Raw genomic sequence first — 13,716 nt, forward strand, 5'->3', positions numbered from 1 at the left:
CATGCAGGAGCCAGACCCTCGGCGGGTTTCGCAGCGTATGGTTTTGGGGCTGGTGGCGCTGGGGCTGATGTTGACCCTTTGGTGGAGTAGAGGTTCCAGCGCGATCGCCGCCGAGGTTGCGTCCCAGCAGCCCGATCGAGCAGCCCTGACCGCTGGGGTGGCGGCGTTTCGGCAGGGCGATTATCCAGCGGCGATCGCGGCCTTCAGCGAGGCCCTCCGCGCCAACCCAAATTTGGCAGCGGCCTATGGCGATCGCTGTCTGGCGCGAATTTATCAGCGCGAGTATGCCGAGGCGATCGACGACTGCACCCAAGCGCTGCGGCTCGATCCGCGCAATACCGAAGCGTATCTCAATCGTGGGCTGGCGCACTATCGTCAGGGCAGCCTAGACGAGGCGATCGCCGACTTTACGCAATTGCTGAGCCTCACGCCCCACGACCCCCGCGCCCGATACAATCGCGGACTGGCAAAGGCGGCGCAGGCAGCGTATCGGGAGGCTATTGTGGATTATGGTGAGGCGCTGCGACAGGCTCCGCCCCAAGACCGCAAGATGCTGGCCCAAATTTACACCGATCGGGGGCTGGCGGAATTGCTGGTGTCCGATTTGCGAGGGGCGATCGCCGACCTGACGCAGGCCATCCAACTGGATAGTGGCAATGCCCGCGCCTACCTCAACCGCGCCTGCGCCTATCACCGTGATGGAAACTTGGTGGCGGCTCTGAGCGATTTTGACCAGGCCATTGCCATTGATCCAACCTATGCAGAGGCGTATTTTGGGCGGGCAATGGTGCGACAGCAGCGCGGTGAGTCTGGCAGCGCGATCGCCGATCTGCGAGAGTCGGTGCGCTATTTTGGCGAACACCCGGAGCTTGCGCCAGATACCTATCGGCAGGCGGTGCAGTTGCTCAAACAATGGCGATCGCACACCTCGATTGGCTAGCGTCAGTTGTTCATTTTACGTATGCATTTCACGCCTTCACGATGCAGATGAGTAAGAAAAGATTAGATAATATGGGAAAGGGGTTCAAGCTGGGTTGGGCGATTCGCGAAGCGATCCTTGCAGGAATCGCCATTGGTTGTGGGGCGATCGCAGTTCCCACAGGTCTGATTCACGCTTCTACCTCCATGCCCCTGCGCTATGCCCACGAAGGACACTCGCATAGCCAACCGCACGACGCAGGCTCAACCCATGCCCACCCGCCCCATTCCCCGCATCAGGGCGCACATGACCACGAACACGGGATGCTGGAAATTCCTGCCGGACAGCCCATTCCCACGGTCGAACTGGTGATTCATCCAGATGCTCGTCGGGGCTGGAATTTGGAAATTCAGGTGACAAACTTTGCCTTTGCGCCAGAGCGGGTCAATCAAACCAGCAGTTTCCAGGAAGGGCACGGTCATTTGTACATTGACGGGGTGAAGATAACCCGCCTGTATGGAAACTGGTATTACCTGGAAAGCCTCGCCCCTGGAACCCACGAAATTACCGTCAGCTTGAACGCAAACGGGCACGAAGCGCTGATGCACAACGGACAGCCAATTCAAGCGACTAGACGAATTACTGTGCAGCCCTAGCGAAACGCTTTAGATTAAGGTAAGGACACCTCGAAAAATTCAGATCTTCTTGAGAATGGCTACAAGAAAACAAGGGTTTCATGCTCCTAAAATTCTCAATAAGTCAATTAATTCTCAATAAGTCAATTAATCGAGGTGACCGTAAATCCAGAAGAAGGTAACGATTCAATGAAACAATTAGGTGTATTGCCCTGAAACAATACGATATCCATGAAATCGGTTATAAGCAGCTTGTCTAGAAGCAACTTTGTGCTTGAAAATCCTAGGCACAAACTCTGCTGCGTGTATGATTTGACTGCTCCGTTTCCATCGCTTGTAGTTTTCCGCTATAGGTTCTGCAAGTGCCTGACACCATTGCTTAATAATGTTGTCTACTGAAAACTCCTGAACTCGCCGGAAACCATTTAAGACCATCTTCTGGTACGTTTCAGGTTGAGCTTTCAATCTTTGAATTGCCTCTAGTACGGCTTTGGGTGTTTTTACTTCAATGTAATCTAGTTCCGATTGCCTGAGGTCACGAAAAGCAGGTTCAGGACCAAGTAGAGCAGGAACTCCTGCGCTCCAAGCATTCACTAACTTACTTGCTGGTTTCCCCAAAGCATCTTTTTCGGTTAGATCACGGACTGCTAAAACCAAATCATTAGTGCTGTAATCATGCCACATGACAGGGCCACTCTCAGGACTGCCGTTAATAATGAGTTTTACCCCAAGATTCTCTAGTTCTTGCTGAAATTCTGAAGAGCAGAAGGGCGCGTACAGATTAATCTCGTAGCCATTAAATACAATATTTTCGATGGTGTTGCCTCGCTCCTTCAGCCTTGGTATCAAGCCCGGCTGCGGCCAGAGGGGAATGAATATGTCGGTTGCTGATTCCACGTTGGCTCTGTTTTGCACTATTGCCATATTACAAAGTGCAGGCTTAGAGCCATCACCACGACAACCAACCATAAATGAATTAAAAGTCAGATCTCGAATACCCAGATCAGGAGAACTAACAACACAAATTTCTCCAGGGACAAAGCGATCAGAAATAAATACGTTGAGATTTCTGCGCTTTAAATGCAAATAGGTGAGAACGATCCAAGAGTCTTCATTAGTCCGAATACGAGTACATAAGGCGTTGGGGTCAGGGATTGAGGATTCGGGAGAGCAAAACAGATCAGCCCACTTCTGAGTGTACTTAACTACAAAATTCACTGGATATGGGAGAGAAGAAAAAGTCATATGCAGCCCTTTAACTTGTGGATGCTGTCAATCTAGCAGTCCCAAGCCATTTGTCTTTAGTTTGGACTAACTGGCATCACAATAATGCTCAACAGGATGCCATAAAGAATCTGCTCAACCGTTCATAACAGTTGAACTTAAGGAATTGGATACAATCCTGCTCGCAGTTAAGCTGCTGTTGCAACCGGACTGTTCAGGGATTGTTCGGATGTCTTGCGTTTCGAGGCTCGTTTTTTGACCATCGGATAGCAGGGACGAGGAGTTGGCTTGTGCCCCTTGCCTCGTCCTGGCGATTTACCACGAGGTTTAGGCGCAGGAGCAGGGGTGCCAATCGCTGCCAAAATGCCTGCAAACGCTTGTGCGACCCGACCCGGAGTCAACGTTTCTTGCGGTGCCTGCCAGGGCAAGGGGTGGTCAGTACAGTCCTTTCGCGCTAACCACAACTGCCAACTGAGCAACGGCATCAGGCTGCTCCACTGTTCGGTTGCCGATACAGAACTGAACTGGGGATGTGTCCAATATAGCCTCTGCTTGGCAAAGCGATACCAGTGTTCAATGGCAAAGCGACGGAGGTAGTGCAACCACAGGGTTTCTAACGGAGGCATCTGCTCACCCAGCCAAACTAACCACAAAGGAGCCAAGCGTCGCGTGCTGCTCTGTGTCTCCAGCACCTCCACGCGCAACACTTCCATTGCCCGTTTGGGGGATTTGCGGAAATGGTATGCACTCCAACGACTGACCCGCACTCGTCCCCAGTTGGGATCATCGACTTCAACGGTTTCGACCGGGACACTCCAAGTGTCAGGGTCATTGAGTTTCATCTTATGTCCATGCTTGGCAGGTGCGCCTCGCCCTCGATACGCTGGGGGCGCGCCATAGACACATCGATTGGATGTAACCCGCAGCAGCAAGTCTGCCTCAATCCCTGCCGTTTGGTTGACAAAACTGGCATTGCCGTACCCTCGGTCGTAGATCGCCAACGGACGCACCGCTAACTGCCGAGTCACTTGTTTGAGTTGGAATGCCGCTTTACTGGCGGGTGTTTCAAAGCTGGTGATGCGCTCATGCCGCAATGGTAATGCCCAACTGCCCCTGTCTTCAGCAATCCAGGCTAAGGTACTGTAGTTTTGTCCGGCTATCGGGGCATGTCCTGTTCTGCCTGATAAGGTGCGGTCTTTCAAACGCCTGGCAGCAGGACGGTTCCACCGACTCGCATCACCTGCCAACAACGGTTGCTGCTGAGTCGGTATCTGCTGCACCAACAGCTTCAGCACCTTTGAGCGGGGTAGGCGGCTATCGCGCAACGCTTCATAGGGGCTCGACCACTGGCGACGAAAGACAGGACTCTGCGATAGCCTCACAAACGACACGATGCACGCACTCACTAACACGGCATCCATCAGATCAAACAGGGCATCTCTGGCGTTTCCCAAGCTGGCATACAACGTTTGGCGAAATTGCTGAAGTTCGTTGAAAATCATGGGGTCAATGTTGGTTGTACTTCATTGACCTTACGGCAGTCGGTGCTTCTCATTGACTGCCTTCCTCTTCACCATTAGTCCAAACTAAAGATTTGTAGAAGTTCGTGAAAGTTCAAGGAGGCATTAGAAGACGATGCCTAAGGTTCAGCGCGATCGCAATGTTACTCAGCAACGCTGAAAAATCTCCAGTTCGCAGATCAAAGCGCTGAGTGAAGGGTTCAGACTACGATGCAAATCCTACTCCTCGTCCGAAGCCTGGCCGTCGCGCCGCCCCAGTTCGTACACTGCCGCGCCAATGACAGACAAAATACCCATGCTGACCGACCAACTGCGCCCCAGGCTTACGTCACTTAGATAGTTCAGTCCCGCACCAGCAATCACAAAGGGAATCACGCTGAGCAGCGAGGCATAGAAGCTGTTTTGGGCTTCGCGGGCGGCGCGGGTGCGCTCAAACTCGGCTTGTGAGGTGTAGAGCGATCGCTCGGCGAAGTTCAGCCAGCGGCTAATCTGATCCATCACCCAGTCGCTTAGGGGCGAAAAGCCGAGGTATAGCGCCAGCGCCCACAGCCCAACGCCTGCAACGGTGGTCGAGTCAATCGCCAGTCGGAACGGCAGCAGTTCGCTCAGCATGGGGAGTTCTAGAGGCAAGGGGCAATACATTAACAAGTATTAATGATTGTAAACTCCTTTGCAATTCTCTGCGAACGCTCTGATGGACGCGCTATCGAAGAATTTCATTGAAGAATTTCTTCCAGCTTTTGCTGTTCCCAGAGCGTCTGATATAGACCCGGTTGCGATAGGAGTTCGGCATGGTGTCCCGCTTGCACAATGCGCCCGCCATCCATGACCAAGATGCGATCGCTTAGGGCGGCAGCCGAGAGCTGGTGCGTGATGAACAGCACCGTCTTCCGCTGAGTTCCTTCTCGCAGGTTGGTGAGGATTTCCGTCGCGGTCTGGTTGTCCACGCTGGAGAGCGCATCGTCCAAAATCAGTACGGGCGCATCGATCAGCAGAGCGCGGGCTAGGGCTGTGCGCTGTCGCTGTCCGCCAGAGAGCGTGATGCCGCGTTCGCCAACGATGGTTTTATACTGCTGCGGAAAGTTGAGAATTTCTGGATGAATCTGCGACTGCTTGGCGGAGGCCTCTACCTCGTCCTGCTCGGCTTTGGGGTCGCCATAGCGAATATTGTTTTTAATCGTCGTGCTGAACAGGAAGCTCTCCTGGGGCACGTAGGCGATCGCCCCCCGCAGGTCTCGCAGTCGAATTTGCGTAATGTCGTAGCCGTCGAGATACACCTGTCCTGGCGCAATGTCCAGCAGGCGGGGCAGGGCGTTTGCCAGGGTGGATTTGCCAGAGCCGATGGGGCCGACGATTGCCACCGTTTCACCCGGCTGAATCTTGAAGCTCACCCCATCCAGCGCGGGCCGAACTGCACCCGGATAGGTATAGCTGAGATGGTCGGCACAAAGCCAGCCCTGCACCTCCGACCGGGGCAGATGAATCGCGTCGGGCGCATCGTCGATTTTGGGCTGCTCCGCCAGAATGTATTCCACCCGGTCGATGCTGACCTCGCCGCGCTGGTAGGCCGTGATTGTGAAGCCCAGCAGCGCCGTGGGAAACACCAGCCGCTCGACATACAGCAGCATCGCCAAAAAATCGCCAATGCTGATGCGCCCACTGGCAATTTCGCCCGCCCCCAGCGCCAGCAGCACCAAGAGGCTAATACTCGCCAAGCCGCCCAGCAGGGGAAACAGCGTCGTGCGGGTGCGGGCCAGGGCCAGGTTTGCCTTCAGCAAGTTTTGGTTGCGCTCGGCAAAAGCCTGGCGCTCGTTTTCTTCTTGGGCATAGATTTTGATCAGGGCAATGCCGCTGATGTCTTCTTGGATTAGATCGCTGAGGTCAGAGGTGCGCTGCTGCACCTGAAGCTGCTGGTTTCGCAGGCGATCGCTAAACAGATGCACCAGGAAAAACATCAGCGGGTAAATGGCGATCGCCACCACCGTCAGCCGCACGTCAATGCTCAGCATCACAGGCAGCGTCAGCGTGTAGGCAAAGATGGTATTCGCTAAGCTCAGCACGGCAAACCCCAGCAGCCGCCGAATATTGTCCACGTCGCTAGTGGCCCGGCTGATCAAATCGCCGACTGTATTTTCAGCAAAATAGGCCGGCTCCATCATCAGCAGGTGGCTAAAAATCCGCTGCTTTAGGTCAAATTCCACCAGCCGCCCCACGCCAAATAGCCAGATGCGCGACAAAATCCGCATTCCCCACATCACTGATGCCAGGGCAAAAATCCACCCTGCGTAGAACGTCACCCGGCCAAAGCTGAAGGTTTGCTGAAGCTCGTCAATGCCCGACCGCAGCAGCAGCGGAATATAGACCCCGATGCCATTCACCAGGAGCAGCGCCAGAATGCCGCCTGCGGCCAGTCGCCAGTGGGGGCGGAGGTATTGGCGCAGTCGTTGGAAACGGGAGATGACCATGTTGGGGGAAGAGGGTGGGCGATTTTGGATTTTGGAGATTTTGGATTTTGGATTGCTAATCAAGCGTCTACAAGCTTCCGGCAGCTTCCTTCGTCGCTACCTGGGAGAATCGTTGATACTGAGGATGAAGCGCGTAGCTCCTTCCCTCAATTGCGTTTCTGTTTGTTGAGGGGGGTGCAAGGGAATCGACTCGAGGCAATCAACGACCCAGAAAGCTTTAAAGCACTGTCTAAAACACTGTCTAGAAACTCTCTGCCCCTCGCAAGCGTCCCTATGGTCATTGCCCAATTGTAATTGCCCGGTGGGGGCATCAGCGCGATCGCCCTGTGGGATTGAAATCCTTGGAATGGGGACGACAGGCATCAGTCGGGGATCTACGCTAGGCTAGCGAAATAGGTCTGGAATGCATTGGCACGCATGGGTAACGGAGCGTATGAAGCGCGGATCGATTGGAATTTGGATCGGGCTGGCGATCGCTGCTGCGGGCATTGGCATGGCGGCGACGAATCCGGGTGAGGCGGCCTACGATGAATATGCCACCGCTCGTCTATCCGAGTATTTGAATCAGGAAGTATGTCCCGATGCGCCCGATGTGTTGGGCATCGACCTGGAAGACCTTTGTGCGGATCTGGTAGAAGACAACCAGGGCGATTTGCGGGAAATCATTTCCGACAATACGCAGCGCTCTAACTATGGCGTGCTGAGCCTCTATCAAACGAACCTGTCTGCCCATCGGCTGCTGCCTGCGGAGATTCGCTCCTTTTTGCCGCCGCAACTGCTGCCGGCCTATCGCTTCAAGACGGTGGGGGTTTTGGGGAATTTCGTGACCTACGAAGCCAAGAAGCAATAAGAGGAATTCCCGTAGGGATCGCTTCACGAATCACGCTCAGCCCTGCCAACAGCACCAGCAGCCAGTCGCCCCAGCGGACGTAGGGCGTTTTGCTCCGGCGGCGATAGATCGAGGCAGCGTGGGTTTCCAGCGTTTGATCCCCCGACAGCCAGACCGTTTCTCCGTGCGGGTTGACGATGCCAGACAGGCCCGTGTTGGTGACGCGCACAGCCCAGCGATCGCTCTCAATCGCCCGCATCACGTCCTGGGCCTGGTGTTGCAGCATCATGCGGCGGGGGTAGGGGTCGTTGTTGGAGGCAGTCAGGATAAACTCGCCGCCCGCCGCCGCCTGCTGCCGAAATAAGTAGCTGAAGGCAGATTCATAGCAAATGGCGGCGATCGCCCGTCCCACTGGTGTATCAAACCGCTGCTCCAAGTGCCCTGGATGCATCGAACCCTGGATGAGCGACAGCCGCCCCACTACGCGCCCCAGCACCTCCTCAAAGGGAATGTATTCGCCCAGGGGCACTAGCTTCACTTTGTCGTAGTGTCCGGCAATCTCGCCATTGGGAGCGAGGGCAAACAGGCTTTGAGTCATGCGGCGTTCTTGCCAGCCGACCGTGCCGACAATCGCCGGAACGCCCCGCGCCAGCACTGCCTGGTAGAGGGGATGTCGCGCCTGCTGCGCCGTGCCCACCCACACCCAGGGAAACGCCCCCTCCGGCATCACCACCAGATCTACGCCTGCATCCGCCAGCGCGTTGTAGCCCTGGGTATAGCGTTCTAGCGCCAGCCGTTCGCCCGTTTCAAACAGCTTGATCCGCGTTGGCACATTGCCCTGCACCAGCCCCACCGTCAGCGCTTGGTTGTCCTGATCTGCCAGCGGTTGCCGCAGCAGCACCCAGCCGCCCAGATGCGTCGTCGCCAGCAGCGCCAGCGCCAGCGCTAGATACCGACTCGCGCTTGATGGGGAACCTGGAAGCGGCGGGTGATTCCCGTTGGGGGCGCTTTGCGAATTGCGCTCCGGTTCTGCCGACACACGCTGCGGACGAGTGCGCCACGCCAAAAAGCTTTCTGCCAGCAGCCCGTTCACCGCCACGATCGCCGCCGTCACCGCTGTCGGGCCAGACAGTTGCCCCAGATGCAAAATTGGCAGGTTGTGGGGGCTTTGGGTCAGCGCTAGGGAGGTCCAGTAGAGCGGGCTATGGCTCCAGAGGGTTTCGGTGGCGCACCAGAGGGCAGTTCCAGTCAGAATCAGGAAAAGTGGGCGGGTAGGCGGGTGGGCGGATGGGAGCGTGGGGCGAAACAAGCGAGCGGCAAGGGAAAAACCCAAACTCCAGACTAGGGGGATGGCTGCGCCCCAGAGGGTAATGAACACCCAGGCGAAGAGGGCGATCGCCACGCTGCCCAGCCAGGGAATCCCCATCCAGGTCAGCGGGTGCAGATCCACGATCCAGGAGAGGGCTAGACCGTGGTAGCCCATGCCCCAGAGGATCGGGAGCAACGCGCAATTCGCGAAGAAATCTTGACGGGAATCGCCCCACCGAAACGTCCTCGTTATCAAGGGGGATTGCGGGGAATCGGATGAAGAAGCGCGATCGCCCCACCCAGAATTTCTCCTCACTATGACCCACAGCGGAGCCAGCGCCACCCACGCCAGCCACCAGGCGTTCGCAGGCGCAACCGTGCAGCCCATCGTCAGTCCGCCAAGCAGAGCGACCAGCCCCCAGATGCGACGGGGACGAGGCTGGGTTAGAGGCTGGGTTAGAGCCTGGGTGAGTGGTTTGCGGATGTTGCCAAACAGCTTCAAAAGGGTCGGCATGGGCAAAAACAGGCGAAATTCAGCCAAGATACTGCCCCGCGAGGGGGATTTTTGGAATGCTTTACTGAACCAACTGACGCTGACGAGGGCAATGAGCCTGCTGACCTGTCTCGATTTTAGATTTGCGATGCTAGATTTGCGATGTTGGCGTGCTCGGTCAGCGTTTACCGCGCTTGTGGCACGTTCATTCGTAGCGCCCTGCCGGAGGATTAACTGGGGCACCAACTTTTCAAAGTTCCTTAAATCCGCCGCCTTAGCCCGCAAACAGCCTCTATAGTTTGCTCATAAGGATTAACAGGCGACATGACAACCACAACACCCCCTCTTCATACCCTGGCAGTAGACATCGGCGGCAGCGGCATCAAGGTGATGGTGCTGGACGAAGCAGGCAACCCTGTGACAGAGCGCGATCGCATTCCCACCCCCGACCCCGCCAAGCCAGGGCCGATGATTCAGGGAATTTTGGGACTGGCCAGCGGCAAAGCCTTTGACCGGGTTTCGGTCGGGTTTCCGGGCGTGGTGCGAAATGGCATCACAGAAACCGCCGCGAACCTGCATCCCGACTGGATTGGGGTAGATCTGGCGACGGTGCTGATCGAAAAGCTGCAAGCGCCTGTGCGCGTGATCAACGATGCCGATATGCAGGGGCTAGGGGCGATCGCCGGAACGGGCGTAGAAATGGTGATCACCCTGGGCACGGGCGTTGGCTCGGCGATGTTCCTGAACGGGCGACTCGTGCCCAACCTGGAACTGGGACACCACGAGTTTCGCAAAGGGCAGACCTACGAACAGCAGTTGGGCCGCGCTGCCTTCGACGAGGGCGGCAAGAAAAAGTGGAACGAACGGCTAGAAAAGGCGATCGCCCAATGGCAGCGCGTGTTTAACTACGACTATCTCTACCTCGGCGGCGGCAACGCCAAGGAAATCAACTTCACCCTGCCCCCCCGCGCCAAGGCCGTGCCCAATATTGCAGGACTACTGGGCGGCATCGCCCTCTGGCGCGATTAGGACGCATTGCCCAATCGACCTTATGAACTAACCTTAATGCGCTCTGGGGTGTCTGCCTTAGTGTCGGGATCGAAGGTTGAGGTTTGGGAATCATCCACCACAGGCAAGGTAATTTCGACGGTCGTGCCTTTGTCCAGTCCCTCACTGTAGAGGTCGATCGTGCCGCCCATGCGCTCCACCAAGTTGCGCGAGATTGCCAGCCCCAGCCCCGTGCCCTCAAACTTGCGGGTAGTAGAGCCGTCCGCCATCACAAACGGGCGAAATAGCTTGTCCTGCTGCTCTGGGTCTACGCCGATGCCCGTGTCTTTGACCGAAACCACAATCCAGTCTTGGGGGCGGGTGTTGGGGTTTGTCAAATCCCCACCGTCTCCATTGAGGGAAACCCCGTCGCTGACCAGCTTGCTAAACTCAGACTTTTGGTGGCGGCGAATGTCGATCGTAATGCTGCCTTCGTCGGTAAATTTCACGGCGTTGGATACGACGTTCAGCAGCACTTGCTTCAGCCGCGCCGGATCGGCCCGCACCAAAATTTGCTCATCGAGATCAGGAGCCGTCAGCCGGAGCTGCTTTCGCTGAATTTCAACCGCCTGTAGCTCCAGCACTTCCTTCAAGATTTGCCGCAGATCCACCACTTCTAGAAAGAGCCGCAGCTTACCCTGCTCGATGCCGCGAATGTCTAGCAGGTCGTTGATGATTTTGAGCAGGTGAATTGCTGCCTTATCGGCCTGCTCCAGCAAATCCAGTTCCTCTTCGCGGGTGTCGCAGTAGCCGTCTTGCACCAGCCGAATGCAGCCGATGATGGCGTTGAGCGGCGTTCGCAGTTCGTGGGAGGTCGTCGCCAAAAACTCGCTCTTGAGCTGGTTGGCGGCTTCGGCCTCTTGCCAGGCCGACTCTAGCTCGTTGGCGCGATCTTCCAAGCGGCTGACCATGCTGTTTAGCACTTCTGCGAGTTGGTTTAGCTCGCGCACCTGAAAGTTTTTGGGCATTCGAGCTTTAACATCGCGCCGATCCAGATGGCGGGCGTATTTGCCGAGCTTTTCGATGGGCAGAGAGATATCGCGGGCAATGTAGAGCATCGCCAGCATGTGTGCCGTGAGCAGCCCACCCGTCAGCAGCGCCAGGATTTGGCTGATGGACTTTAGACCCTCTAGCGCGTAGTCAAGCCGGGTAACGGCCAGCACCGTCCAGATGCGTTTTTCAGCGGGGCTGATGCTGACTTCGATGGGCGTAAAGCCTGCCAGCCATTCGGTGCTGTCGCCTGAAAAGTTGAACAGGTGACGCACTGCCCCATCGCCCCTAGCGGTATTTTCCAGGATGTTTTCAAAGCGATCGCGATCGCCCTCTTCGGCAATATTGCGTCCTACCTTTTCGGGAAATGGGTGCGACAGGAATGTCCCGTCCTGGTCGATCACCGTCGTATAGCCCAGCAACGACCAGGGCTGCGCCACCTCAATCTGTCGCAGCACCGTTTGCACCGTCAGCCCATAGCGGGGTCTGCCATCGTTGGTGTAAACAGGAGTGCTGATCACCAGATCAAGCTGGCTATTCATTGGTTCTTGCCGCACCCGCCGTCGCGGCTGGGTATCTAGGACAGACCTCTGGAAAGGATTAATAGCGCTGGAGTCGGGCTGGTAGCGCCAGGGATGGTCGTCGAGCGACTTGATTGGCTCACTGCCGCAGGTGCTTGCAACGATTTGATCGGTGTACAAATCCGTCAACTGCAAGCACTGGGCCCCCGGCAGTTGGGGCAGCAATTTTTCCAGAAAAAGCTGGCTTCGAGCCATGTCCCCGGCTTGCAAGCTTTCGGTCTGGCTGGCGATCGCCAGACTGGTTTGAAGCGAGTCGATGCTGCTCTGAATCAGGTTGCCCTTACGAATCGCGCTCTCGGTCAGGTTTTGCCGTGCTGTTTCGAGGAGGCTGGTGCGGGCCTTACGAAACGTCACTGCCACCCCCAACAGCAAGATGGGAATGCTAAGCAGCAAAATTCGCATCAGCAGCAAGCGGCGGAAGGAGGGCTGACCACCAGGCATAGCGATTCCCGACCTAAAGGGCATACTCCACTTTAAAACACTAAGATTTGATTGCTTCTGACCGAGCCACAGATTTGTTCAGACCAGGCAAACTTCTTGAAGTCTTCATAAAGTTGGAAAGCTTTCGCGGAAATACTCAGAGGCGCAATTAGCCGTAATCTGCTGTCTAACTTACCGTCTTCATCTCCTGTGCCAGTCTGCTTCTGTGCCAGTCTGCTGATATGCCAGCCTGCTCATGTGCCAGTTTGCCAAACGCTGAAAAATGGATAGAAACTCCGCAATTAGACGATAATTAGACGATTTTTCTCGATTGCAGCCCGTGAAAAATCGTCCAAAATCCAGAAAATCGCTCACAAGTGCGTAGAACCTAGCTGATTTTATAGACTAATTTTCTGATTTCTTAGGTTTTTAGAGCGCTCCTTTATGATTTTAGGCAAGCTGCCAGAACCGACACCACGCCCGTCTCTCTCGTTTCGCCCGATGCCCTCCATCACGGTTGTACTGGCGATGAGCCTGGATGGCAAGATCGCAGACGTGGGGCGATCGCCTGCTCGGTTTGGCTCTGCCCGCGATAAAGCCCATCTGGAAGCCCGCTTGGCTGAGGCAGACGGCTTTTTGTTTGGTGCAACGACGCTGCGGGCCTACGGTACAACGCTGCCCATCACCCATCCCGATCTGCTCCAGCAGCGGCAGGCAACAGGGCGATCGCCCCAGCCTGTCCACATCGTCTGTTCCCGCACTGCCGAGTTCAAGGCGGATCTCAAGTTCTTCAAGCAGCCCGTTCCCCGCTGGCTGCTGACCACTGCCGCCGGGGCCGACCGCTGGCGGGCGGGGTCTGAATTTGCCCAGGTGTTTGCTCTGCCGGAAACTCCGACGGGGCTGGATTGGGCGATTGCCCTGCCGCTGCTGTTCCAGTTGGGCATTCACCGTCTGGTGTTAGGCGGTGGGGGCGAACTAGTGGCGGCGCTGATTGCCGCCGATGCCGTAGAGGATCTCTGGATTACCGTCTGTCCTCTGCTGCTGGGCGGATACACGGCCCCGACCCCCGTCGGCGGCCCTGGCTGGCTAGAAGCTGCCGCACCCCGTTTGGAACTGCTCTCCGTAGAGGCGATCGCCCAAGAAGTTTTTCTGCACTATCGCCTGCATCGAGCGAAAGATTGATCTACGTTGTAAAGAGATGTTTCGTATCGGCATGGCGGGCGCTGGCATGATCAAGCGCCAGGGATGAACCCCGTCCCCGTCCCCCACCCTGAACGCCCCAAAT

Annotated in this window: 11 protein-coding genes; 5 read left to right on the plus strand and 6 right to left on the minus strand. The window is 56.3% G+C overall.

The features are described 5' to 3' along the window. Position 1 precedes the first annotated feature (1 nt). On the plus strand, positions 2–940 hold the full coding sequence (locus JTM80_RS04585; RefSeq protein WP_205370684.1) for a lipopolysaccharide assembly protein LapB: 939 nt from the start codon (positions 2–4) through the stop codon (positions 938–940). A gap of 71 nt (positions 941–1,011) precedes the next feature. Then, positions 1,012–1,575, plus strand: coding sequence for a hypothetical protein (locus JTM80_RS04590; RefSeq protein WP_205370686.1), 564 nt, complete (start codon positions 1,012–1,014; stop codon positions 1,573–1,575). A gap of 177 nt (positions 1,576–1,752) precedes the next feature. On the opposite strand, the gene JTM80_RS04595 is transcribed toward JTM80_RS04590, so the two are convergent. The 4 genes from JTM80_RS04595 to JTM80_RS04610 all read right to left on the minus strand — a co-directional run bounded on the left by JTM80_RS04595 (position 1,753) and on the right by JTM80_RS04610 (position 6,763). Then, the gene (locus tag JTM80_RS04595) at positions 1,753–2,799 is read right to left on the minus strand and encodes a glycosyltransferase (protein ID WP_205370688.1); all 1,047 of its coding nucleotides are present in this window, start codon (positions 2,797–2,799) and stop codon (positions 1,753–1,755) included. A 167-nt stretch (positions 2,800–2,966) separates the two neighbouring features. After that, the gene (locus JTM80_RS04600; RefSeq protein ID WP_205369514.1) at positions 2,967–4,280 is read right to left on the minus strand and encodes an NF041680 family putative transposase; all 1,314 of its coding nucleotides are present in this window, start codon (positions 4,278–4,280) and stop codon (positions 2,967–2,969) included. 237 nt (positions 4,281–4,517) lie between these two features. After that, entirely contained in the window at positions 4,518–4,910 is a 393-nt protein-coding gene (locus JTM80_RS04605) for a hypothetical protein (protein ID WP_172358852.1), read from the minus strand. A gap of 104 nt (positions 4,911–5,014) precedes the next feature. Beyond that, positions 5,015–6,763 carry an ABC transporter ATP-binding protein gene (locus JTM80_RS04610; protein ID WP_172354817.1) on the minus strand — a complete coding sequence of 583 codons (1,749 nt, stop codon included), beginning with the start codon at positions 6,761–6,763 and terminating at the stop codon, positions 5,015–5,017. A gap of 433 nt (positions 6,764–7,196) precedes the next feature. On the opposite strand from JTM80_RS04610, the gene JTM80_RS04615 reads away from it, so the two are divergent. Beyond that, positions 7,197–7,613 carry a DUF4359 domain-containing protein gene (locus JTM80_RS04615; RefSeq protein WP_172354815.1) on the plus strand — a complete coding sequence of 139 codons (417 nt, stop codon included), beginning with the start codon at positions 7,197–7,199 and terminating at the stop codon, positions 7,611–7,613. Here JTM80_RS04615 and lnt read toward each other — a convergent pair. After that, on the minus strand, positions 7,558–9,441 hold the full coding sequence (gene lnt / locus JTM80_RS04620) for an apolipoprotein N-acyltransferase (protein ID WP_205370690.1): 1,884 nt from the start codon (positions 9,439–9,441) through the stop codon (positions 7,558–7,560). The two genes, JTM80_RS04615 and lnt, sit on opposite strands and share 56 nt — an antisense overlap. Before the next feature lie 276 nt (positions 9,442–9,717). Here lnt and JTM80_RS04625 point away from each other — a divergent pair, with 276 nt between their 5' ends. Further along, the gene (locus JTM80_RS04625; RefSeq protein WP_172354811.1) at positions 9,718–10,422 is read left to right on the plus strand and encodes an ROK family protein; all 705 of its coding nucleotides are present in this window, start codon (positions 9,718–9,720) and stop codon (positions 10,420–10,422) included. A gap of 20 nt (positions 10,423–10,442) precedes the next feature. Here JTM80_RS04625 and JTM80_RS04630 read toward each other — a convergent pair whose 3' ends face one another. Continuing rightward, entirely contained in the window at positions 10,443–12,452 is a 2,010-nt protein-coding gene (locus tag JTM80_RS04630) for a sensor histidine kinase (protein ID WP_205370691.1), read from the minus strand. Between the two features lie 423 nt (positions 12,453–12,875). On the opposite strand from JTM80_RS04630, the gene JTM80_RS04635 reads away from it, so the two are divergent. Next, positions 12,876–13,613, plus strand: coding sequence for a RibD family protein (locus JTM80_RS04635; protein WP_255548874.1), 738 nt, complete (start codon positions 12,876–12,878; stop codon positions 13,611–13,613). The last annotated feature ends 103 nt before the right edge of the window (positions 13,614–13,716 follow it).

This window comes from Thermoleptolyngbya sp. PKUAC-SCTB121 (genome assembly GCF_016919485.1).
GTDB lineage: Bacteria > Cyanobacteriota > Cyanobacteriia > Elainellales > Elainellaceae > Thermoleptolyngbya > Thermoleptolyngbya sichuanensis.